Here is a 22,164-nt window from a genome sequence, read left to right as displayed (position 1 = left end):
TGGCCAGTATTACTGCGCAATGATGAGAACTCTTTGAGCTTTCTGTCGCAATCCTGGAACAGATCGGCCCGCTCACGCTGTCACCGTTGATCGTATGCGGTCACTCGTACGGGTTCCGGGGCTCGGGGATGCGGGTGAGCTGCGTGGCCGTCAGCGCCGGAATCGTATCGGGCTGGGCCGTCTGCCCGTCCGGTTGCCAGGTGCCGACCACCTCCACCCAGGAGCCCTGCGGCGGCGCTTCGGTGCTCGCGTACGGGCCGCGGATCTCCACCTTGGAGGCCAGGGCATCGGCGGCACAGCAGCTGATGGTCAGCCTGGTGAGGTACCAGCCGCCACCCTTCTTCGGCGTGGCGAAGCCGGTGAGCTTGACCCGGCGGCCGCGCAGCGCCGCGGAGGTGTCCCAGACCGCGCGGGCGTCGAACGAGCCCAGCGCCATGACCAGCGGGTCCCCGGTCGGCAGCGGCGGGAACGCGGCGTCGGCGGAGGCGGGCTTGGTCGCGGTGCTCTCCGACCGCTGCGCGGTGTACGTGCCCAGCGCCGGGGGCGTGATCAGGACGATGGCCAGCACCGGCAGCGTCAGCAGCCAGGCGATCCGGGGCCCGCCGTGGTGCCCGTGGTGGTCATGGTGCCCGTGGTGGTCGTGGTCGCTGTGGTCGCCGGGCTGTCCGTGGCCCGGGCCGTCCGCGTGGCCGTCCGGATCGCCGGTCGCCGCCGCCGCACCGCTCATGGCGCGTACAGCGGCGACCGCGCTGACCACGCCGAGCAGCACCAGCGCCACCCCGGTCGCGACCAGGTACGGCCGCAGCCCCGCCCGGACGTAGCGGAGATAGGCATCGCTGAAGAGCGAGATCCGCAGCAGCGCCGTCCCCAGCAGCACCAGCAGAATCGCCTGTACCTCGCGCCTCACAGCAGCCACCATCCCAGCAGCGTCGAGGACACCACCGCGACCAGGAAGGTGGCCGAGGAGAAGCGCCATGCGAACGCCCGCCCGAAGGTGCCCGCCTGCAGGGCGATCAGTTTGGTGTCGACCATGGGCCCGACCACCATGAAGGCCAGCCGCGCCGAGGGAGGGAAGACGCTCAGGCTCGCCGCCACGAAGGCGTCCGCCTCCGAACAGACCGCCAGCACCACCGCGAGCAGTGCCAGCACCAGGACGGACACCCCGGGCACGCCCGCTGCGCCCTTCAGGACGTCCCGGGGGACCAGCACATTGAGGGTGGCCGCCGTGATCCCGCCGATCACCAGGAACCCGCCCGCGTGCAGCAGATCGTGCTCCAGCGTCGAACGGAACACCGCGAGACGGCCGGTCCCCGGTGGCGGTTCGCGCCGGGCCCGGGGCCGGAGCCACTCGGGCCGACCGAAACGCGCCCAGAGCAGCCCCATGGCCACGGCGGTCGCCAGCGAGGCGAGGAACCGGGCCAGCACCATCTCCGGATGCCCCCGGAAGGCGACCGCGGTCGCGGCCAGCACCACCGGGTTGATCGCGGGCGAGGAGAGCAGAAAGGCCAGCGCCGCCGCCGGAGCCACCCCGCGCGCGATCAGCCGGTCCGCCACCGGTACCGACGCGCACTCGCAGCCCGGCAGCACCACCCCCGCCACACCCGCGACCGGTACCGCGAGCACCGGGTTGCGCGGCAGCGCCCGCTGGAGGAACGAGGCCGGGACGAAGGCCGCGATCGCGGCCGAGAGCAGCGTGCCGAACAGCAGGAACGGCAGCGCCTGCACGCAGATCGCCACGAACACCGTGGTCCACGCCTGCAACCACGGCGGTCCCGTCCAGCCGCCCGACAGCCGCTGCGCGACCAGCAGCCCCGCCAGACCGACGACCACCACTTCCAGCGAGCCGATCCGCCGCCGGGCGCCGGCCCGGGCGGGCGTCCCGCTCCCGGCGGATGTCCTGCCTTCGGACGGGTGCTCAGGTGCGATGGTCATCTCGTCTGCCGTATCGGCAGGTTGCCTTGCCCCGGTAACCACCCGCCGAGTGTAGAGGGGCTTTCCATACCGTGATCAGCGGGGCACCGGCCGCCGGCCGGCGGCGCGGGTGCTCATCCTCCGTACGGCCGGGACGGTCAGGACGGCGGCGGCCGCCGCCAGTTGCCACAGGGCGCCGAAGGCCAGGACCGAGGAGGTGCCGGTGCGGGCGGCGACCGGACCGGCCGCTGCCAGGCCGACCGGGCCGAGGACGAACGCGCCCAGGGCGCCGAAGGAACTGACCCTGGCCAGGACCTCGGACGGTACGTTCTGCTGGGTCGTGGTGGTGTAGAGGGTGTCGACGACGGCGCCGCCGACGCCCGCGAGCAGTGCGGCGAACGCCGTCCAGAGCAGCGGCAGGCCGGCGGCGAGGGAGGCGGAGGGCAGTGCCCAGCCGAGGGAGGCGATCACGGCCACCAGGAGGGGCCGGCGTGGTCGGCGGCCGAGCACGGCCAGCCCGCCCAGGACGGCTCCGGTGCCGTAGACGGCCATGACCAGCCCCCAGGCCCGGGCGCCGCCGAGCCGCTGCTGCGCGGTGAGCGGGCCGAGGACGAGAAAGGGCGCCCAGACCAGCAGATTGAACAGCCCCATGTGGACCGTGGTGGCCCAGAGCCAGGTCCGTGAGCGGAACTGGGACCAGCCCTCCCTGAGATCGGCCGGCATGGACCTCGGGCGATCCTCGGCCGCACGCGCCGGGGCGGTGAGCGGGACGGAGAGCCGGAACAGGGCCACGGCGCCGATCGCGTAGGTGGCCGCGTCCACGAACAGCACCGCGGCGGGCCCCCGGGCGGCCGTGATGATCCCGGCGGCAGCCGGGCCCGCGACCGTGCTCACCGATCTGGCCAGCCCCAGCAGCGTGTTGGCGTCGGCCAGGCCGCGTCGGTTGCGTACGAGTTCCGGTACGAGCGCGCCCAGGGCGGGAAGGAAGAACCCCTCGCCGATGCCCCAGACGCCGACCAGCGCCACCATGGCCCAGAGCGGGGGGTGCCCCGCCATGAGGACGGCGGCGAACACCGTCTGGGTGAGGCAGCGGAGCAGATCCGCCGTCAGCATCACGCGCCTGCTGCCCAGTCGGTCGGCGACGACGCCACCGGCGAGCAGCACGAGCACGATCGGCAGGATTCTGGCCGCCATCACCCAGCCGAGCTCGGTGCCGCCGCCTCCGCTGCCGAGTACGGCGAACGCCACCGCGACGGGTGCCATGGAGGACCCGAGCAGTGAGGTGGCGTAGCCGATGAAGAACCGGCGGAAGTCGGGTTCCGCCAACACGGACAGACGGCCTTTCAGGCCGGGCGCATTCGCTTCGTTGCTCTGCACATCCATTGCCATGGGCGGCAAGTCTGCCTCTCGCACGGACCGCCCCACAAGGCTTTTCGGGGAAAGAGTTGAGTCTGGGCGAGGCAATTCTGGAAATCGGGTATCTGTCGCAGTAAAAGACTCTCGGAAACGCTTCTGAACAGTGATGAAGCTCCGCTTCCCGCGGCTTCCATGATGTACTTCCGGAAGCTGTTTACTGCGGAAAAGACCGAGCGGAGTACGGCATGGCGGAAACGGCACGGGGGGCGGCGCAGCCGGTGGAGTACGCGGTCGCGGTGGAGCGCTATCTCGCCGCCGCCGACCTCGGTGAGGGTTCCCGCAGGATCTACCGCATCGCGCTGGCCACCTGGGCCTGGGCGCTGGTGGACCGGCCGGTCCCGGTCGGACGCGACCGGCGCCGCGCGCTGCCGCCGGTCCTCCCGCTGGCGCTCCTCGACGGCCCGCAGGCCGCCGAGCGGCTCCGGCTGGGGCTCGCGCAGCGAGCCGCCGACGCCGATCCGCGAACCGTCAACCGGGAGCTCTCCATCCTGCGCGGTGCGGTCCTCTGGTGGCGCGCCCAGAGCTGGATCCACGGCGATCCGGTGGCACGGCTGCGCCCGTGTGCGCTCCCCGGCAGCGGGACGTCGCCGCTGTACCCCGCAGACCTGCGCGCCCTGTTCGCACTGCGTGTTCCGCTGCGCGAACAGGCCACCTGGCATCTGTTGCACGAAACCGGCGCCGCCATCGAGCAGGTCCTCGCCCTCGACATCGACGACCTCGACCTCTCTCGCCGCCGCACCCGCCCCCGCCCCGACCGGCAGGCGAACCCGCAGGCGGGCCGGCCACCGCTGCACTGGGGATCCGGCAGCGCCCGCCTGCTGCCCCTCCTTCTCGTCGGCCGCACCGGCGGCCCGCTGCTCCTCACCGACCGCCGCGCCACCGCCGGCACTCCCGCCGCCGACCTGTGCCCGCACAGTGGCCGCGGCCGGCTCTCCTACCGCCGCGCCGCCGAGCTGTTCACGGCGGCCACCCGCCCCCTCGACCCCGAGGGCCGGGGCTGGACGCTGCGCCGACTCCGCGCCGCAGCGCCCCCGGTGGTGCGCTGTGCGGACGGATCCTGGTAGGCATGGTCCGTGCGCTTTGACACCGTCCCGATGCCGCCGGCCGTCCATGGCCGGCCCCGCGACACTCGCGGCTATCCCGTTCCGGCCATCACACCGTGGGAGGGCGACGCACCGCAGTTCGCCCTCACCGACTACGGCCGCAGTGCCGAGTGCGCGCGGATGCGGCTCTGCTCGGTCTGCAACACCGTGATGCCCCGGGGCACGGTGTGGCGGGTGGTTGGCGCCGCGGAGAGCGCCGCGATCGGTGAGGCGCTGGCCGCAGGGCGTCCCTACCGCAACCTCGCGCCGACCCTGGAGGGCCCTGGGCACCGGGCGTGCATGCTCTACGCCTCGATGGTGTGCCCCTATCTGGCCCGGCCCAACGCGCGGCGCGGGTTGTCGGCGGACCAGCCGGACGAGCTGACCGGGCATGTCGTCCGCGGCGCCGTGCGTGGTGCGACGGGTGCGGTCGTGGGGTTCGGCGACTACGAGTACGCGGTCACCGAGAGCCGCGTCCTGTTCCGGTTCCTCGACGTGGTCGAGTTCCTGCCGCACGACGACGCGGACGAGCATCTGGCGCAACTGCGAGCCGAGTTGGACCGCCTGGCCGGGAACTGACCGGGCCAGGTCGGTCCTTGTGCCGGGAGCGTCAGCGGCGGAAGCTGGGCAGGCCGGTGTGGGTGGAGATCAGCTTCGGCGCGGCCGAGCCGTTGGCCGGGACGGTGACGATGCCCTTGGGCGTCCGGGCGGCGATGGTCCTGCCGTCCTTGGAGAAGGCCGGCTCGGTGTAGTCGGTGGTGGCGTTCGGGGTGAGGTCCTTGGCGGTCCTGTCGCCCAGGCGCATCTCGAACAGGTGGTCGTGGCCGTGGACCGAGCGGACGAAGACGACGTCCTCCCCGTCGGTCGAGAGTGCGGGCTCGGAGCCCTCGGTCATGACGCCGCCCTGCTGACGCAGGTAGTCGTCGCGGATGTAGACCTCACCGTTGCCGGTGTTCGCGTAGAGGGCGGTGCCGTGGCCGCCATTGGCGTTGGGCCAGACGTTGCCGGTCTGCGGCAGCGGCTTGTCCTCCTGGTCGAAGGGGGGCTCAAGGCCCAGCGTGGTCGGCGTGCCTCCGACGACGGTGGCGGGCACCCGCTCCAGACGGGAGACACCGTCCTTGTCCGCGGCGAAGATGAGGTTGTTCTTGGCCGGGATGTTGCTGCCGTAGGCGGGCGCCACCTGCCAGGTCGGGTGGGACCAGGTCTGCCCGCCGGGGTTCCGGGCGACGACGACCCGGCCGCTGCCGTCGGGGTTCGAGGCGACGAGGTTGCCCGAGCCGTCGATGAACGCGGCCTTGGCGCCGTCGGGGGACCAGGTGAGGTCCCGGACGATGGTGCCGAAGTCGACCGAGGCGCCGTTCATCAGGACGTACCGGGTGCCGTTGCTGATCGTCAGTCCGTTGCTCTCCGTCCCGTTCAGGTCCGAGGGCGTGCCCGGGGCGGTCGGCTCGTGGGGCGAGGTGGCCGAGGGCGCGGCCTTGGTGGGGGTGCCGGCCGCCGACGGCGAGGCGCTCTCGGAGGCGGAGCCGCCCGGGGCGGGAGTGGTGGCGGCCGGCGCGGAAGGGGTCGAACCAGTGGTGGCCGGTGCGGAGTTGACCGGTACGCCGGCGCCGGCCTTCGAGGTGGGGGTCGGGTCGCAGGCGGACAGCAGCGCCACGGCGCTGGTGGCGATGACGGTGGTGAGGGCGATCGTGGCGGCACTGCGCAGACGGGTGCGAGCAGACATGAGTGGTTCCCCCAGGAACGTTGACGGTGCGGTGGATCGCTTTCGCGTGAGCCGCGTCCGCCGTCCTTCGGGGCCTTGGTGCACCCGTTCGGCTGGTTGCTGCTCTGTGCGATGTGAGAATCCTGTCGGGCCGAGATCGCCATTCCGTGTGCGTGATGTCCTCAGCATGTAACAGGGATCTGCACATCTCCCACACAGTCTCAGCCGCCGCCCCAGATGTCCTCCAGGTAGCGGTCGGCCGCTCGCAGGCCGGACAGCCATGCCTCGGCGTCCGCCGTCGCGGTGCCGGTCCGGTGGCTGAAGACCTCGGTGAAGGCACGGCGCACGTCCGGGGCCATCGAGGTGGCGTCCCCGCAGACGAAGATCACCGCGTTGTCCTGCAGCAACTGCCAGACCTCGTCCTCGTGTTGGGCGATCACATGCTGGACGTAGCTCTTGGGGTGGCCGGGTTGCCGGGAGAAGGCGGGGCGCAGGCGTACGATCCCGGCGGCCTCGAAGCCGCGCAGTTCCTCCTCGTAGAGGAAGTCCTGCTCGGGATTGCGGCAGCCGAAGAAGAGCAGTGACCGGGCGACGGGGACGCCCTGCTGCTGCTGTGCGGCCCGCTCCTGCAGGAAGCCCCGGAACGGGGCCAGGCCGGTGCCGCAGCCGACCATGATCATCGGCTGGTGGGGGTTCTCGGTCGGCCTGAACGGGATGGTGGGCTTGCGGACGAACGCGAACACCGTACTGTCGGGGCCGCTTTCGTTCAGGTGTGTGGAGCAGACGCCGTGGAACCGTCCCTGCCCGGACCTGGCGGGGGCGTCCACCACCCCGGCCGTGATGCTGCAGACCTCCGGGGACACCAGCGGCGAGGAGGAGATCGAGTAGTACCTGGGACGCAGCGGCGGGAGCAGATCCAGGTACTCGGCCAACGGCAGGGCGCAGGAGGGGAATTCGTCGAGGAGGTCCAGGACGGACCTGCGCGGCCCGAAGACCCGGTCCTGGTACCGGGCGCGCCCCTCGGCGTCGTCGTCGGCCAGCGCGAGCAGTTCCTCGCGCTGCGCGGGGTCCCCGGCGTGGGCGGCCATGGTTTCGAGATCGGAGCGGGTGGCCACGTCCTGGAGCTCGACGCAGCTTGCCAGTACGCCGATCAGCGGTACGGCCTCGCCGGTGGGCAGATGCGTGGGCACGCCGGGCCCGGGCGTGATGGTGATGTACGTGCCGGGGTCCAAGGCGAAGTGCAGCAGCACCCGCCAGATCAGCTCGGCACTGTTGCGCGGCAGTACACCGAGGTGGTCCCCGGCCTGGTAGGTCGTCCCGGCGGGCAGGGCGATCTCCAGATGCCGGGTGGAGCGGTCCGGCGGTCGGCCGTCGTGGTGCTGCAGCTCGCGGTTGACCCGGACGAAGGCCGGACAGGCGCGGTAGGAGACGACCACGGGGTTCGTCTCCCGCTTGTTGACCATGGAGATCGCGAGCCGGGGCCCGGTCCTGGCCTGCATGCCCACCTCCGCCGGCAGTGCCAGGGCCTCGGCCATCGCGGGCCACAGTCCCGCGTGCCAGGTGCGGTACTGGCCGTCGAAGTCCCCTCTGGCGTCGCCCTCACCCCGCGGGTGGACCCGGGCCGCGCCGTGCGCGCCCAGTTCGGCGTCGATCAGCTTGGGCACGGCCTGGTAGGTCGCCGCCCAGTCGCTGTGCCCGCAGCCGAACACCGAGTACCGCACGCCGTCGCAACTCTCCGGTGAGGTGGCGGAGTCGCGCAGCCACGCGCAGAAGCCGGCGGCGTTGTCGGGCGGTGCGCCGTTGTAGGACGAGCAGACCGCCACGACCGCTCCCTGCCGGGGGAGTTCACCGATGTGTTCGTCCAGGGGTGCGAGGGTGACGGCGAAGCCGCGTTCCGTCCCCTCCCTGGCGATCTGGGTGGCGATGCCCTCGGCGGTGCCGAGGTTCGAGCCGAACAGCACCGCCAGCGGCGTGCCGTGGCCCTCCACCACGGGCGCCGGGGCCGTGGCCGGGGACGGCTCGGGGGTGCCGCCGCGCGCATCGGGGGCGGCGGTCGCGGACGGCGCGGTGAGCGTGCGGCCGGCGCGCGGCCCGACCCGGATCCGCAGGCCGTCGGGTTTGATCGTCAGGGTCTGCTTGACCTTCAGCCGGTAGCCGAGATGGTCGATCAGTTCGAACCGCTGGAGCAGCATGCCGAGTACCAGCTGTGCCTCCTGCATCGCGAACTGCCGCCCGATGCAGGCCCGTTGCCCGGTGCCGAACGGCTTGAAGGCGTTGGGCGGGATCCCGGCCCGGCGCTGCGGGCTGAAGTGCTCGGGGTTGAACTCCTCGGCGTCGGCGCCCCAGACCTGCCGGTCCCGGTGGAGCGCGGGAATCAGGACCGTCAGCGGCACCCCGTGGGCGACCCGGTAGCGGCCGCCGATGACGGTGTCCTGGTACGGCGTGCGGTTGAACGCGGGAGCGGTCGGCCACAGCCGCAGGCTCTCCTCCAGGATCTGGGTGACATAGGTCAGCCGGTGCACCTGCTCGTAGCCGGGCGGGACTCCCGGGTCCGTGCCGAGGACGTCGTCGACCTCGGCCCGTGCCCGCTCGACGACCTCGGGATGCTTGAGCAGGAAGTCGACGGCGAAGGACAGCAGACCGCTGGTGGTCTCGTGACCGGCGATGAGGAAGGTGATGCACTGCGCCCGGATGTTCTCGTCCGGCAGCCGCTCACCGGACTGCTGGTCCACGCCCGTCAGCATGCAGTCGAGCAGATCCCGCGTCCCGGTGTCCCCGGCGGCGCGGCGCTCCTGGATGATCCGGTCCACGGTCGCGTTCATGTACGCGGTGTCCTGCTCGAACCTGCGCTGCGCGCCCTTGCGCAGGCGGGCGGCGAAGTCGGGGATACGGGCTCGTTTCTGCGCCTCGAGCAGGGTCCGCACCATGGCGTCGACGAAGGGGTGCGGCGTCTCGCGGTAGAAGGAGTTGAAGCGGTAGCCGAACCCGCACAGCGCGATGGTGTCCAGGGTCAGGCGGGTCATGTCCGCAGGGACGTCGACGTCGTCGTCGGGGTTGAGCCGGGCCCACTTGTCCATCAGCTGCCCGGCCAGGTCCAGCATCATCGGCAGGTAGTCGCGCATCGCCTGCGTACCGAAGGGCGGCATCAGGATGTTGTGCGCACGGTGCCACAGAGGGTCGTCGGTGTCGGCACTGAACAACCCCGTACTGACGCCCGAACCACGCAGGTTCGCCAGCCCGCCACCGACGAGCTTGTCGAACCGCGTCTCGTCGCACACCTCGTCGACCAGATCGACTCCGGAGACGATCAGACGGTCACCGGAGGGTGTTCGCAGCCGGTAGATCGGCCCGTACTCCCGCGCCAGCCCCATCATGTTCTCGATGGGGTTGCCGTGCGAGATCTCGCGGATATTGCCCAGAACCGGAAGCCCCTGCGGGCCTGGGATCGGCTCCGGGCCTGTCACTGTCGTCATGACAAGTCCTCCAGGGCGGGCCTCGGGCCTCTCTCCCGAGCATGCGCCCGCTCCGCACGGGCCGCACGGCGGCAGGCGCGAGCGGGGGGGCCGGTGAACCGAGGGCCGGGGCGGTTCAAGAGCCGGCGCGCGCGGGTTCGGCACGGAGCGTGGCGACGAGAATGTAGCTGCTGATCACCAGCGTCCAGACGGGGAAGGCCAGTTCGCACCAGGCGACGCTGCCGACCACGGCCAGCAGGACCACGGCTGCCAGATAGCCCAGGACGGCGAGCCAGCGCGGGACGATGCCAAGACGCAGCGCGATCGTCGAGGTCGAGAGGGTGAAGACCGCCGCCATCCGCATCGCGTACGTCGTCAGCAGGACGTACGTGGAACGCCCGAACTGCCACACCTGGTCCGGTGGGCCCACCGCGAGCGTGCCGGGTACGTCGGCCAGGGCCAGCAGGCCGCCCGCCGTCGCCGCGAGACCCAGGGCAGTCGCGACGAACAGCAGGCCGCTGCCGAGGAAGACGGTGGCGAAGAACTTGTCCTCCCCCGCACCGATGTGGCTCCGGACGACGGCCATGAACCAGAGGAAGGAGATCCCCGAGAACGGGAGGAGGTTCAAGGCCACCTGCAGGGTGGTCCGCCGCGAGGGGTTCGTGAACCACTCGGCCGCGTCGCCGGGATGCTCGGGCAGCGCGTTGCGGACCAGGACGATCACGATCCCCAGCAGCACCGAGAACACGATCCCCGCCACCGCTGCGGCCCGCGGCGTGCGCAGCGCCCTCTCCGTCGTCCCGGGGCTCGTCCGCATCGCCTGCTCCTTCCCACGCGACACCAGCCAAGCCCCCGCCCGGCCCCCACCGCCAGCCGGACCGCCCAGGCGGGTGAGAGAGGCGGGATCCGCACCCCGGCCGCGCAAGCCTGTTTTGACCCTGATCCCACGTCAGGCCTCAGGGTGGACGGCGACGAGAGGTGGTTCCATGAGTTACTCGGTCGGATAGGTCTCCGGCTTCGCGGGGGTCGGATTCGGCAGCCGGCGCGCGCCGGTCCTCGTGGTCGAGGACCCGGCCCACCTCCGAGACGGGCAGGTCGAGGGTGCGCAGGGAGCGGATCAGGTGGAGTCGGTCGAGGGCTTCGGGACCGTAGCGGCGGTGGCCTCCGGTGCTGCGGGTGGTTTCGGGCAGCAGGCCGCGGTCGGAGTAGAAGCGGACGGTCTTGACGGTGACGCCCGCGTGTTCGGCGAGCTCTCCGATGCTCCACATGCCGTCAGGGGACAAGGCTTGAACCTCCCTCAGGGGGAGTTCCTACCGTACTGGTGTGCGCGGGCGGCCTGTGAGGCCGGCCGCGCGGACCGAGGTGTGCGAGGAGGCGGCTATGACGGTGTTCGTGTTGGTGTCGGAGAGCTTTACCGGGGGCTGGGTGTGGGAGGAAGTGGCGGTCCGGCTGCGGGAGTCGGGGGCCGAGGTGTGTCCGGTGACGCTCACGGGCATGGGGGAGCGTCGCCATCTGGCGGGGCCGGACACGGACTTGGAGACGCACATCGGGGATCTGGTGCGGCTGATCGACCAGGTCGACGCGCCGGAGGTGGTGGTCGTCGGCCACGGCTACGGTATCCATCCGGTGCTGGGCGCCGCCGACCGGCGTCCGGAGCGGATCGCGCGGATCGTCTACCTGGATGCGGGTATGCCCCGGGACGGTGACTCGGCTCTGGCACTGGTGCCCGACCAGGTGGTCCGCGACCGGCTGCGGCACCGGGCCGATCAGGCGGAGGGCGACTGGCGGATCCCGCCGCCGCTCGGCGAGTGGCAGCGCTGGGGCAGCATCGCGGGCATCCCCGCGGACGCGCTGGCACGGCTGGACCGCCTGGCCGCACCACAGCCGTCGGGCACGCTCACCCGGCCGCTCCGACTGTCGGGTGCGGCCTCCGGGCTGCCGATCACCGGCGTCTTCTGCACCGCCAACGGGTCGAGCATCACCGTGGTCGAGACGCTGGTGAAATCGGGGCTGCCGCAGTTCCAGGCGCTCGCCGACCCCCGGGTGAGCTTCTTCGATCTCGACACCGGGCACTGGCCGATGCTCTCCGCCCCCGACGAGCTGGCCGAGGTGCTGCTGCGGGCCGCCGCAGGGGAAGGGCACCGGGTGGCGGCTTCGGAGGGCAGGCAGCAGGCACACCTCCAGCCCTTCCTCATGGATGTCTCGGAGCGGCCTCGCGAACGGGTGGGACGGGTCGATCTCCATCTGCCGGACGCCGACCACCCTCGTCCGGCGATCGTGTTCGTCCATGGCGGCCCGATTCCCGCCGACCTGCAGCCCACGCCGCGGGACTGGCCCTCCTACGTCGGCTACGGCCGGTACGCGGCGAGCCTGGGAGCGGTCGGTGCGACGCTGGATCACCGGCTGCACGGCCTCGCCGACTACCCGCGCGCTGCCGAGGACGTCGCCGCAGCGGTCGAGCTCGTACGGGCCGATCCGCGTGTCGACGGGGAACGCGTCGCGCTGTGGTTCTTCTCCGGGGGCGGGCTGCTGTCGGCGGACTGGCTCTCGGCGCCCCCGCCGTGGCTGCGGTGCCTGGCGGCGAGCTATCCCATACTCGCGCCGCTGCCGAGCTGGTGGGGGCTTGTGGACTCCCGGTTCCGCCCCGCGGCCACGGTGGGCTCGGCGGGTCAACTCCCGGTCGTGCTGACCCGGGTGGGGCTGGAGCAGGCGGAGATCGCAGCGACGGTCGAGGAGTTCATGACCGCTGCCAATGACTGCAAGGCCAATATCGAGGTGGTCGACGTGCCGCTCGGCCACCACGGGTTCGACACGATCGACCACACCGAGCAGGCACGCGACGCCGTGGAGCGCGCGGTGCGATCCGTACTCGGGCACCTGAACAGCTGAGGCATCACCGGATCGCGGTGAGGCGGTGAACGACGAAGGCCCGGACCACCATAGGCAGGCGCTCGTTGACGATCCCGTCCGGGTTCTCGGGATCGACGAACTCGCTCATGGGTCACGGGCACCGCTCGCCCGATGGTCCGGCACTTGGACCGACCGGCAGTAGGGAGCGCCGCTCCTTGACCCGCGCTCCCTACTGCCGGTCGGTCTTAAGATCGCCCGGTGGCCACCGACCTGATGCTTCTGTCCCGCGTGTCCTTCCGTGGCCGGGAGGTCACCAGTCCGCGCATCCGCGGGCTGCTCGCGCTGCTCGCCGACGATCTGCGGACCGGGTGCAGCACGGCGCTGCTCGTCGAGGGACTGTGGCCGGACAGGATGCCGGAGAATCCGACGAAGGCGGTGCAGGTTCTGGTCTCGCGGGCGCGGGCGCAGCTCGGGGCCGAGGTCATCGTCAGCACGCCCAGCGGCTATCGGCTCGGGGTCGGCGAGGGACAGGTCGACGCCGCTGCCGTGCTCGTCGCTGTCGCCGAGACCGCCAGGGCGGCCCGCGCCGGTGATCACCGCGCCGCGCTCGATCGCGCCGAGGCGGGGATCGCCCTGTGGGACGGCAGACCGGTGGACGACGCGGAGTCGGACGACCCGCTGGCGACACTCAGGCGTCAGAGGGCCGCGACGTACCGGCGCCTCGCGAAGGCTCGGGGGCTCGCACTGGCCGGGCTCGGCCGGTACGCCGAGGCGTACGAGACACTGGGCGCGCTGCTGCGGGAGAGCCCCCGCGACGAGGAGATCCTGGTCGAGTTGCTGCACGCCGAGGCTGCGACTCAGGGTCCGTCGAAAGCCCTGACCACCTACGACGGCTACCGTCGCGAGCTCCGTGACGAGCTCGGAACCGAACCCGGCGTCGCGCTCCAGGCGGTTTACCGGCAGCTCCTGCAGAACGAGGCTCCGCCGGTCCGGCACGGCGTCGTCCACGAGCCCAATCCCCTCCTCGGCAGGGACGAGGAAGTCGCCGCCGTCGTCGAGTTGCTGAGGACGTCGCGGGTGGCGTCCATCGTGGGCCCCGGCGGGCTCGGGAAGACACGGCTCGCCCACGTCGTCGCGCGGCGGACCGAACACCGCATCGTCCACTTCGTCGAGCTCGCCAGGGTCGCGGCGGACGACGAGGTGGCCGCCGAGGTCGCCTCCGCGATCGGCGCCCAGGGCGCGGGACCGATGGGGATACCCGGTCCCGTCGACGACGTCGGGAGGATCGCCGAGGTGCTGGGGTCGGGGACGGCGCTGCTGATCCTCGACAACTGCGAGCACGTCACGCGCGGCGCCGCCGAGCTCGTGCGGGCCCTGGTCTCCCGGACCAGGGATCTCGGCATCCTGACCACGACCCGCACCCCGCTGGGCCTTCTCTCCGAGTCGGTCTTCCAGCTCCCGGAGCTGTCGCTGCCGACGACCGTCAAGCTCTTCGAGCAGCGCGCGCGAGCCGCGAGACCGGACGCCGTCCTTGCGCGCGACGTCGTCGAGGAGCTCTGTCGCCGCCTCGACGGGCTCCCGCTGGCCGTCGAACTGGCGGCCGCGCGAATCCGCGTCATGTCGGTCGCCGACATCGCCCGGCGCCTGGAGAACCGGTTCTCCCTCCTGCGCGGCGGGGCCCGCGACGCCCCGGAGCGTCACAGGACTCTGCAGGCCGTGGTCGACTGGAGCTGGAACCTCCTCACCCCCGGCGACCAGGCCGCGATGCGTGCGCTGTCCGTCTTTCCGGGCGGCTTCACCGCCGACGCGGCCCAGTACCTGTGCGGTGACGACGTCCTGGACACCCTGGAACACCTCGTGGACCAGTCGCTCCTCAAGGTCGCCGATCAGCCGTCAGGTGCCAGGTTCCGCATGCTGGAGACCGTGCGGGAGTTCAGCAGCGCCCTGCGGGAGGAGGCCGGGGAGACGGAGGCCGCCGTCGGTGGACTCCTGTGCTGGGCCGGGGACTTCGGGCTCCGGCACCACGAGGAGGTGTTCGGGGCGGATCTGCGGGGGGCCCTGGACGTCATCCAACCCGAGCAGGACAACCTCCTGTCGGCCCTGCGCCACGGCCTCGCCCGTGACGACGGCGCGGCGGTCGCCGCCGCGACGGCGGTCCTCTGCTCGACCTGGACCGTCGAGTCCAATCTCGGCCGCGTCGCCGCGGTGGCCGAGGAGACGTCCTGGTTCCTGTCCCACTACCGGCCGGAGCCGGGGTCCGTCGACGTGGCCCGGGCCGCCGCGACCTTCTGCGCCATCCACTCGTTCTTCACCAACCCGCAGAACGCCCTTCGCCACCTCGCCACGCTCCGCCGTCTGCCGCCGGCCCCGCCGGACTCCCTGGCCCGGGCGATGGCGCACGTCTTCCGGACCGTCATCGAACCGCGCGCCGACGTCGCGGTCAGGCTCTTCGAGCTCTGCGAAAGCGACCAGCCGTTGCTGGCCGGGATCGCCAACGGCATCACCAGCTATCTGCTGGCCGGCCAGGGTGAGTCCGAGCAGGCGCTGGAGGCGGCGAAGCGGATGCGCGGTGCCGTCGACGCCCTCGGCACGCCCTGGCTCGGCATCGTCGTCCACTCCCGTCTGGGCGAGCTGTATCTGGAAGCCGGGAGGGGCGCCGAAGCCCTGCACCACATGCACACCGCGATGGACGCGACCGAGCAGCTGGGCCACTGGTCCGACACCGTCGGCATCCGGTGGGGCATGGTCATGGGCAACCTCCAGGTCGGCGACGTCGACGAGGCCGAGCGCTGGCTGGAGCTGGCGGCCCAGGGCCGGCAGGACGAGTCGCGGGGCGTGCAGACGTTCAGTCTCGGCGTCCGGGCCGAGATCCAGCTGGCCCGTGGCCGGATCGAGGAAGGACTGGCCCTGTGGCGCCGGTGCGCCGGGCGCCTGGGAAACGACGAGAGCCGGTTCTTCCGGCTCGATCCGATCCCCGATCCCGGGGCGTCGGAGATCCTCTCCGTCGCGGTCGCCGCGCACGCCCGGCACGGTCGGATCGACGCGGTGCAGGACATCGTCAGGGATCTGCCACGGTTCCTCGACGCGCTGCTGTCCTCGCCGGAGGCTGCGTCGCCGTCGTCGCCGGGTGCCATCCCGGTCTGCGGAGCGATGCTTCTCGCGCTCGGCATGGCCGACATCCAGTCCGAGGCGACCAGGCGCTCCGGCGCCAGAATGATCGCCTTGGCCGAGCGGTTCCGGTTCGTGTGCGGCTTCCAGCCGACGATGCGGCCGCAGACGGCCCGTCAGGACGCCGAGAACGCCGACGGACCGGCCTACTCCGATGCCGTCTCGGAGTATGCCGGTCTGAGTCGTGACTCGCTCAGGGAGGCGGCCCTGGCGCTCCTGTCGGTCAGGCCTTCTCGAACGCGGACCTAGCCCACGCGAAGCCGAGGAGCGCGATCGCGAGCGACCAGCCGACGGCCCAGGCCGCGTGGCTGCCGATCGGGCCGCCCAGGAGCAGGCCGCGCAGCGTGTCGATGATGTGGGTGTAGGGGTTGTTGTCGGCGAACCAGCGCAGGCCGCTCGGCATCGTCGCCGGGCTGACGAACGCGCTGGACAGGAACGGGAGCAGGAACTGGAAGGGCAGTGTCAGGCTGTTCGCACCGGCGGCGGTCTTGGCGATGATGCCGATGCCGACCGCGATCCAGGTCAGGGCGAAGGCGGCCAGGGCCAGCAGGCCCGCAGCGCCGCACCAGGCCAGCGCGTTGCCGTGCGGGCGGAAGCCCACGGCGAGGGCCGCGCCGGTGATCAGCGTGAGGCTGATCAGGGTCCTGATCACCGAGCCGGCCACCGTCCCGCCGAGGATCGCCGAGCGGGCGATCGCCATGGTGCGGAACCGGGCGACGATGCCCTCGTGGACATCGGCCGACAGGTTCACGGCGGTGGTCGCCGCGCCCGAGCCGACGGCCATCACGAGGATGCCGGGGACCAGGTAGTCGACGTACCTGCCGCCGGTGGCGACGGCGCCGCCGAAGACGTAGTTCAGCAGGAGGAACATGACGATCGGGCTGATGATGCCGCTGATCGTCATCATCGGGTTGCGCAGGGACAGCCTGGTGTCCCGGCGGAACATCGTGCGGGTGTCGCGGAGGGTGTGGCTCGCGGTGCTCATCGGGTCGCCGCCTTCTCGGTCGTGTCGGTCATGCCGGTCGTCCCGGTCGCCGCGGGAGCCTCGCCGGTCAGGGCGAAGAAGACGTCGTCGAGGTCGGGGGTGTGGACGGTGAGCTGCTGGGCGTCGATCGAGGAGTCCTCGACCCGGTCCAGCACCGTTCGCAGGGACCCGATGCTCCCGTCGCTGGGAACGCTCAGGGTCAGGCCCGCGTCGTCGCGGCTGGAGCCTCGGAAGGCCGAGGCGGCCAGGGCGAGCTCGTTCGCGTCGGCGAAGTGCAGCCGGACGTGGCTGCCGGGGATGAGCTGCTTGAGCTCGGCGGACGTACCGTGCGCGACGATGCTTCCGCCGTTCAGCACGGCGATGCGATCGGCGAGCTGGTCGGCCTCCTCCAGGTACTGGGTCGTCAGGAAGACGGTGACACCCCCGTCGACGAGCTCGCGGATCGCCTGCCACATGCTTCGGCGGCTGCGTGGGTCCAGGCCGGTGGTCGGCTCGTCCAGGAAGATCACGCGCGGCTTGGCGACCAGGGTCATCGCCAGGTCCAGCCGGCGCTTCATACCGCCGGAGTACTGCGCCGGGGGCTTCTTGCGGGCGTCGACGAGGTCGAACTGCTCCAGCAGCTCCGCGACGCGGCGGCGGCCCTTCTTCCGGTCGAAGTGGTGCAGGTCGGCCATCAGCTGGAGGTTCTCCTCGCCGGTGAGGAGGGTGTCGACGGCCGAGAACTGGCCGGTGACGCCGATCGTCCGGCGGACCGCATCGGCCTCGCGGACGGTGTCGTGGCCCATGATGCTCGCGGCGCCGCCGTCAGGAGCGTGCAGCGTCGTGAGGATCTGCACGGTGGTGGTCTTGCCGGCGCCGTTCGGGCCCAGCAGCGAGAAGACCGTCCCTTCCTGGACCTCGAAGCCGATGCCGTCGAGGACGACCTGCTTGCCGTAGGTCTTGCGGAGACCGGAGACCTCGATCGCGGTTCGGGATGTCGTCGTGTTCATGGAACAGAGGTTGCGGCGCGCGGGTTTCAGCGCGGCCTCAGCTCGGTTTCAGCGGCCTCGGCCCGGTTTCACCAGGGGACGGGGCCGGCCGTGCTGTCGATCGCGTTCCACGCTGCAACCACGGAACGGCGAAGGCCCCGACCGCTGGAAACCGCCGGGCGGTCGGGGCCTTCGAGCTGCCCGGCGGGCAGAGGCGGAGGATGCGGGATTCGAACTCGTGAGGGGTTGCCCCCAACACGCTTTCCGAGGGCGCCTGCGGACTCGGGCGCGGTCAGCGGGGCGCGGCGAGGTCGAGGGTCCACAGCCGACCGCCGGTCGCGGGGGCGATGCCGACCCCGGCGTCGGTGAACTGGCAGTCGAGGATGTTCTGTTGGTGGATCGCGCCGTCCAACCAGTCGTTCAGTACGGCAGCGGGTGCCTTGGTGTTCCGGTCGAGGTTCTCGCCCCACCGGCTCCACTGGTACCCGGCCGCGGTGATCCGGCCGTCTGCATGGCGGCCCTGCTGGTCGACGTGGTCGAAGTAGTGCTGAGTGGCCATGTCCTGCGAGTGCTGCTGGGCGGCGGTGTGCAGGTTCGGGTCGACGTGCAGCGCTCGACACCCGTTCTTGGCTCGCTCGGCGTTGATCAGGTCGATGAGTTGCTGTTCGAGGCTCCGCGCCGGGGCGGTGGCGGTCGGTGTGCTGGAGGGAGTCGAGCTGGGCGTCGGTCCGGCGGAGGTGGTCGTGGCCTGTACCGGCAGCGGTGTGGCGAGGGCCGTGGCCGTCTCGGTCGACGGGACGGAGACAGGTGCGGCGGTCCGCGGCGTGCCGGCCTGATCCGGGAGCGCGCGGACGACGCCGAGTACGGCGACGGCGACGGCGAGCGTGCCGGCCAGTTGCGCGCCATGCCGCAGCCGCCGGCTCGTGCCGCGCCACGTGCCGTTCGCATGGGAGTCGCCCGCCCGATCCGCTCCGCCGGAGTGGGACCTGCCGGGGGAGGGCTGGTAGGGGCCCGGCGACCCGTGTGCGGGGAACTGCGCGGCCGGGGCCAGCGGGTGAGGCGTAGCGGCAGGAGTGCCGCCGGAGCCGGAAGCCGCGTGGGTGGTGGGTGCCGCAGGCCAGCCGGCGAGCGAGCCGTGGGCGGCGAAGCCGTGCAGCGGGACCACCAGAACGAGGCCGGCGAGCAGCCCCTCGGCCGGCACGAGGTCCCGGCCGAGGCCCGAGCACTCGGGACAGGAACGGGTGTGCCGCGCGATCCGCTTACGCCACAGCGCGCTCGGCCGCCCGTCCCAGGCGGCGACGACTTCGTCCAGCCCCGGGCAGCGCGGAGTGGCGGCGAGCGCCCGTATCACTGTGCGGCTGAGCTCGAGTTGCTCCTTCATACGCTGGACCCGCACGGCCGCGTGCTGCGGGGACAGTTCCATCGCCGTCGCCAGCTCCGCTCGGGTGAGCCGGCCCGCCGCCTCCTGCCACCAGAGGGACAGCAGGTCCCGGTCGTGCTCGTCCAGCCAGCGGGTCGCCTCGGCGATCTCGCGGCGTTGCCCGGACAGGCCGAGGCGCAGCACCGTCAGCCCGACGAAGTCCCCGGCGGGGTCGGCGAGTTTCTCCATCCCGTCCAAGGCGGAGACGGACCCGGTCCGCCGGGCGGACCAGCAGCGGCGCACCTCGTTCATCGCGACCGCCACCAGCCAGGAGCGGAACGAGGACAGGTCCCGCAGGCCCCCGAGCCCGTTCACCACGCGGATCATGGTCTCCTGCACGACGTCGTCCACGTCCGGATGCCCGTTCATCGCGCGGCCGACGACGTTGTAGACCAACGGCAGATGTCCGGCTATCAGCCGGTCCCGGGCCTGCTCGTCACCGGCGCGCGCGGCCGCGACCACCTCGGTGTCCACACCGTCTTCGACCCGCATCCGCTCTCCTCACTCGTCCCGATCGCACGGACCCCCATGCGTCGGAGACCGGTCGCGGCTGGGCGGATAACAGGAATCCCGGCTGGGTTTTCCGTCGGACTCTTTCCGTTATCCCGCTTCGGTCCGCAGGTTCTCCCAGGGCGTCGGAACGGACACCGACTCGAACCCGCTCAGGAAGCAGACCAGTATGAACGACGACCCCACGCCCCAGTTCGCCAGGTCGCAGCACCGGGGGGACGGACCGTGGCACGGCCCGGCGACCGAGGCACACGTGCCCGCGTCGGCACCGGACGGTGGGACGCACCGTCGACGTCCCCGGCATCGCGGAGCCGGGCGCCGCGGTGTCTTCGCGAGCGCGGTGGCCGCCGCGCTCGTCGTGGCCGGCGTCACCGGATACGCCGTGCTGTCCTCCGCCCACTCCGGTGGTGGCAAGGACGTGGCCCAGGTCGCGGTGGCCGGTGACGTACCGCTGGCGCCGAGCGCGGTGGCGTCCGCCTTCCCCGTCGCGTCCGCGTCCGCGTCTGCATCCGCGTCCGCGTCCGCCACCCCGTCGCCCTCGGCCTCGGCCCCGCAGCGCAGTTCGGCGTCGGCCGTCGCGTCGTCCTCCGCTCGCAAGACCGCGTCCAAGGCCCCGGCCGCCAAGCCGGCCGCCACGGCCGCAGACAGCGCGGTGGCGGGCGGCGACGCGCCCGTCACCAACGCGCCGCCGGCCACCGGGAGCACCGCGCAGTTCGCGCAGCAGGTCGCCGACCTCACCAACATCGAGCGGGCCAAGGCCGGCTGCGGCCCGCTCACCGTCAATGCCCAGGCGCAGACCGCAGCCCAGGTGCACTCGGACGACATGGTTGCCCGTCACTACTTCTCCCACCCCGACCCGGAGGGCCACCACGCCGACTACCGGCTGCGTGCCGCGGGCTACGACGCCGGCTCCTGGGGCGAGAACATCGCCTACGGTCAGCCGGACCCGGCCCACGTGGTGGACGAGTGGATGCACAGCCCGCCGCACCGCGAGAACATCCTCAACTGCAACTTCAAGGTCATCGGCGTAGGCGTCAACTCCGGTGCGAATGGCCCGTGGTGGACGCAGGTCTTCGCCACACCCGCATGATCGGCTCCCGGGCCTGCGGCAGCCAACAGCGGCCGCAGGCCCGGGCGTGCCTGTGGCCGATCAAGGACCGTGCGCCGGCCTGCTCCCGATCGTCCTCGCCCGCTCATCCCTCGCGGCCTCCGGGCGCTCCAACTGGACCCCCCGCACGCGGCAACCATGTCGAGCGGCTGCCGGGAAGCCCCGAAAAACCGCCCCGGGGAGCCTCATGGGTGCGGCGGAGCGGCCTGGCTGCCGAGTGGCGGACGATGCCGAACGTGGATGAATGCAACCAGAACCGCAACCACGGTGCGCCGTGTTCTGCCGTTTCACGGGCACGTCATCACAGAACCAGAGCCCTCTTCGAACCAGAGCCCTCTTCCTTCTCCCGGCCATGGACTGGACGGAGCCTGATTCACTTGCCGGCCTGTGGCCCGTACCACTGGAGGGCCTGTCCCGTGACGTTCGCGATGCACTCGAAGTCGCGGTCTCGGTGCAGGAGGGTCAGGCCCTGCAGTTCGGCTGTGGCGGCGACGATCAGGTCTACAGCTCCGGCGCTGCGATGCTGGCCTCGTCTGGTCAGCATGTCCTGGACCTGCCAGGCACGGTCGTAGGCGCGGTCATCGACCGGTACCCAGCTGAACAGCAAGCGCATGTCCTCGATCCCCTGAGCGCGGTCGGCGGCTGTCCGTGCGCTGTAGAAGAACTCAAGTTCGGTGATGGGGCAGGTTGCGATCAGGCCGGCCGCTGCGGCCTGGTCCCAGCCGTACTGCTCGGCGTCGCCGCGCATGAAACGCGCGAGCGCGCTGGTGTCGATCAGGAATTGCGCCGCGTTCACCGACGGTAGTTCCTCTTGTCCTCGAAGATCTCAAGGTCGAATGCCCCGGCATCGGCTGCGGCGCGCAGTCGTGTGAGGGCGAGCGCTCGCCGTCTGTTCTCCAGTACCTCGCGAAGAGCGGTGTTGACCGTCTCCTTCTTGGTGCTGGTGCCGAGAGCCTGAGCCACGTCGGCGAGGAGCTCGTCATCCAGATCGATCACGGTCCGGCTCATGCGATACACCTCCTGGTATCAACTCGCACCTCAAGTATATCGCCCTATGTATCAAAGCGGAGAGGTGTTGCGTGGGCGGCGATGCCCGGTGCTGCCGTTGGCCGTGCCGTGTCGGAGCGGGCGAAGGCTGATCCACTGATGGGGCATCCGCCACCTCACAGTGCCCGTGGGTGCGCGGGGCGGCCCCTCCCACGTCGCCGTGAGGATGTCGAGGTGTCTCGCGGGGGCGCCCCGCCCTGGAAACCATGGGGCTTCCCGCGGCGGCAGCGTCGTGGCAGGTCGGCAACGGACGCGCGCCACCTCCGCCTGTCTCGGGCGGGATACGACGATGGCCCGGACCGTTGTGCGGTCCGGGCCTTCTGCCGACGGAGGATACGAGACTCGAACTCGTGAGGGGTTGCCCCCGACACGCTTTCCAACTGTTCGTCCGGCTGTCCCGGGGGCGTGTTTGAGTGTCCTGACCTGGGGTGGAGTGGCTCGCTCACCGGGTTGCGGACGGCACCGGACGTGGGTGAATGCAACCAGAACTGCAATCAGAGCAAGCCTGTCTGGAGACCGGATCGGAATTCCTACTTCTTTGA

Annotated in this window: 16 protein-coding genes and 1 pseudogene; 5 read left to right on the top strand and 12 right to left on the bottom strand. The window is 71.6% G+C overall.

Annotated features, from left to right (window positions below):
• Positions 1 to 100 precede the first annotated feature (100 nt).
• From P3T39_RS02135 to P3T39_RS02125, 3 genes are all read right to left on the bottom strand, one after another.
• On the bottom strand, positions 101 to 919 hold the full coding sequence (locus P3T39_RS02135; RefSeq protein ID WP_280695519.1) for a TIGR03943 family protein: 819 nt from the start codon (positions 917 to 919) through the stop codon (positions 101 to 103).
• Positions 904 to 1,932 (bottom strand): permease, encoded by a 1,029-nt coding sequence (locus P3T39_RS02130; protein ID WP_280695517.1) that lies wholly within the window; start codon positions 1,930 to 1,932, stop codon positions 904 to 906. The genes P3T39_RS02135 and P3T39_RS02130 overlap by 16 nt, the downstream gene beginning before the upstream one ends.
• 75 nt (positions 1,933 to 2,007) lie before the next feature.
• A complete protein-coding gene (locus tag P3T39_RS02125; protein ID WP_280695516.1) occupies positions 2,008 to 3,300 on the bottom strand; it encodes an MFS transporter in 1,293 nt (430 codons plus the stop codon).
• 212 nt (positions 3,301 to 3,512) lie between these two features.
• On the opposite strand from P3T39_RS02125, the gene P3T39_RS02120 reads away from it, so the two are divergent.
• Positions 3,513 to 4,391, top strand: a complete 879-nt coding sequence (locus P3T39_RS02120; protein WP_280695515.1) for a hypothetical protein — start codon at positions 3,513 to 3,515, stop codon at positions 4,389 to 4,391.
• Positions 4,392 to 4,400: 9 nt separating this feature from the next.
• Positions 4,401 to 4,988 (top strand): hypothetical protein, encoded by a 588-nt coding sequence (locus P3T39_RS02115; protein WP_280695514.1) that lies wholly within the window; start codon positions 4,401 to 4,403, stop codon positions 4,986 to 4,988.
• 31 nt (positions 4,989 to 5,019) lie between these two features.
• On the opposite strand, the gene P3T39_RS02110 is transcribed toward P3T39_RS02115, so the two are convergent.
• From P3T39_RS02110 to P3T39_RS02095, 4 genes and pseudogenes are all read right to left on the bottom strand, one after another.
• A complete protein-coding gene (locus P3T39_RS02110) occupies positions 5,020 to 6,135 on the bottom strand; it encodes a hypothetical protein (RefSeq protein ID WP_280695513.1) in 1,116 nt (371 codons plus the stop codon).
• Positions 6,136 to 6,335: 200 nt separating this feature from the next.
• Entirely contained in the window at positions 6,336 to 9,587 is a 3,252-nt protein-coding gene (locus tag P3T39_RS02105; RefSeq protein ID WP_280695512.1) for a cytochrome P450, read from the bottom strand.
• Positions 9,588 to 9,702: 115 nt separating this feature from the next.
• Positions 9,703 to 10,383: a hypothetical protein gene (locus P3T39_RS02100; RefSeq protein WP_280695511.1), complete on the bottom strand. Its 681-nt coding sequence runs from the start codon at positions 10,381 to 10,383 to the stop codon at positions 9,703 to 9,705.
• 238 nt (positions 10,384 to 10,621) lie between these two features.
• Positions 10,622 to 10,834 (bottom strand): annotated as a pseudogene (locus P3T39_RS02095) (MerR family transcriptional regulator); the annotation flags it as partial.
• 112 nt (positions 10,835 to 10,946) lie between these two features.
• Here P3T39_RS02095 and P3T39_RS02090 point away from each other — a divergent pair.
• Together P3T39_RS02090 and P3T39_RS02085 are read left to right on the top strand one after the other, a co-directional pair.
• Positions 10,947 to 12,455 carry an alpha/beta hydrolase gene (locus tag P3T39_RS02090; RefSeq protein ID WP_280695510.1) on the top strand — a complete coding sequence of 503 codons (1,509 nt, stop codon included), beginning with the start codon at positions 10,947 to 10,949 and terminating at the stop codon, positions 12,453 to 12,455.
• Between the two features lie 219 nt (positions 12,456 to 12,674).
• On the top strand, positions 12,675 to 15,833 hold the full coding sequence (locus tag P3T39_RS02085) for a BTAD domain-containing putative transcriptional regulator (RefSeq protein WP_280695509.1): 3,159 nt from the start codon (positions 12,675 to 12,677) through the stop codon (positions 15,831 to 15,833).
• Here the strand turns inward: P3T39_RS02085 and P3T39_RS02080 are convergent.
• The 3 genes from P3T39_RS02080 to P3T39_RS02070 form a co-directional block, all read right to left on the bottom strand.
• Positions 15,808 to 16,569, bottom strand: a complete 762-nt coding sequence (locus P3T39_RS02080) for an ABC transporter permease (protein WP_280695508.1) — start codon at positions 16,567 to 16,569, stop codon at positions 15,808 to 15,810. The genes P3T39_RS02085 and P3T39_RS02080 overlap by 26 nt on opposite strands.
• Positions 16,566 to 17,558 carry an ATP-binding cassette domain-containing protein gene (locus P3T39_RS02075; protein WP_280695507.1) on the bottom strand — a complete coding sequence of 331 codons (993 nt, stop codon included), beginning with the start codon at positions 17,556 to 17,558 and terminating at the stop codon, positions 16,566 to 16,568. Before P3T39_RS02075 ends, P3T39_RS02080 begins: the two co-directional genes overlap by 4 nt.
• Before the next feature lie 271 nt (positions 17,559 to 17,829).
• Positions 17,830 to 19,449: a sigma-70 family RNA polymerase sigma factor gene (locus P3T39_RS02070; RefSeq protein ID WP_280695506.1), complete on the bottom strand. Its 1,620-nt coding sequence runs from the start codon at positions 19,447 to 19,449 to the stop codon at positions 17,830 to 17,832.
• A 187-nt stretch (positions 19,450 to 19,636) separates the two neighbouring features.
• Between P3T39_RS02070 and P3T39_RS02065 the strand changes: the two genes are divergently transcribed.
• Positions 19,637 to 20,557 carry a CAP domain-containing protein gene (locus tag P3T39_RS02065; RefSeq protein ID WP_280695505.1) on the top strand — a complete coding sequence of 307 codons (921 nt, stop codon included), beginning with the start codon at positions 19,637 to 19,639 and terminating at the stop codon, positions 20,555 to 20,557.
• A 391-nt stretch (positions 20,558 to 20,948) separates the two neighbouring features.
• Here P3T39_RS02065 and P3T39_RS02060 read toward each other — a convergent pair whose 3' ends face one another.
• Together P3T39_RS02060 and P3T39_RS02055 are read right to left on the bottom strand one after the other, a co-directional pair.
• On the bottom strand, positions 20,949 to 21,371 hold the full coding sequence (locus tag P3T39_RS02060; protein WP_280695503.1) for a PIN domain nuclease: 423 nt from the start codon (positions 21,369 to 21,371) through the stop codon (positions 20,949 to 20,951).
• Complete coding sequence (locus P3T39_RS02055) at positions 21,368 to 21,583, bottom strand: type II toxin-antitoxin system VapB family antitoxin (protein ID WP_280695502.1); 216 nt, start codon at positions 21,581 to 21,583, stop codon at positions 21,368 to 21,370. The genes P3T39_RS02060 and P3T39_RS02055 overlap by 4 nt, the downstream gene beginning before the upstream one ends.
• Positions 21,584 to 22,164: the final 581 nt, after the last annotated feature.

The organism is Kitasatospora sp. GP82 (assembly GCF_029892105.1).
Taxonomy (GTDB): domain Bacteria; phylum Actinomycetota; class Actinomycetes; order Streptomycetales; family Streptomycetaceae; genus Kitasatospora.
Note: the sequence above shows the minus strand (reverse complement) of the source record. Positions and strands in the feature narration are given on the sequence as shown.

Excerpts from the sequence above, each read along its gene's own strand:
- P3T39_RS02135 (WP_280695519.1), bottom strand. The coding sequence starts at position 919 with ATGGTGGCTGCTGTGAGGCGCGAGGTACAGGCGATTCTGCTGGTGCTG.
- P3T39_RS02130 (WP_280695517.1), bottom strand. The coding sequence starts at position 1,932 with ATGACCATCGCACCTGAGCACCCGTCCGAAGGCAGGACATCCGCCGGG.
- P3T39_RS02125 (WP_280695516.1), bottom strand. The coding sequence starts at position 3,300 with ATGGCAATGGATGTGCAGAGCAACGAAGCGAATGCGCCCGGCCTGAAA.
- P3T39_RS02120 (WP_280695515.1), top strand. The coding sequence starts at position 3,513 with ATGGCGGAAACGGCACGGGGGGCGGCGCAGCCGGTGGAGTACGCGGTC.
- P3T39_RS02110 (WP_280695513.1), bottom strand. The coding sequence starts at position 6,135 with ATGTCTGCTCGCACCCGTCTGCGCAGTGCCGCCACGATCGCCCTCACC.
- P3T39_RS02105 (WP_280695512.1), bottom strand. The coding sequence starts at position 9,587 with ATGACGACAGTGACAGGCCCGGAGCCGATCCCAGGCCCGCAGGGGCTT.
- P3T39_RS02100 (WP_280695511.1), bottom strand. The coding sequence starts at position 10,383 with ATGCGGACGAGCCCCGGGACGACGGAGAGGGCGCTGCGCACGCCGCGG.
- P3T39_RS02090 (WP_280695510.1), top strand. The coding sequence starts at position 10,947 with ATGACGGTGTTCGTGTTGGTGTCGGAGAGCTTTACCGGGGGCTGGGTG.
- P3T39_RS02080 (WP_280695508.1), bottom strand. The coding sequence starts at position 16,569 with ATGAGCACCGCGAGCCACACCCTCCGCGACACCCGCACGATGTTCCGC.
- P3T39_RS02075 (WP_280695507.1), bottom strand. The coding sequence starts at position 17,558 with ATGAACACGACGACATCCCGAACCGCGATCGAGGTCTCCGGTCTCCGC.
- P3T39_RS02070 (WP_280695506.1), bottom strand. The coding sequence starts at position 19,449 with ATGCGGGTCGAAGACGGTGTGGACACCGAGGTGGTCGCGGCCGCGCGC.
- P3T39_RS02065 (WP_280695505.1), top strand. The coding sequence starts at position 19,637 with ATGAACGACGACCCCACGCCCCAGTTCGCCAGGTCGCAGCACCGGGGG.
- P3T39_RS02055 (WP_280695502.1), bottom strand. The coding sequence starts at position 21,583 with ATGAGCCGGACCGTGATCGATCTGGATGACGAGCTCCTCGCCGACGTG.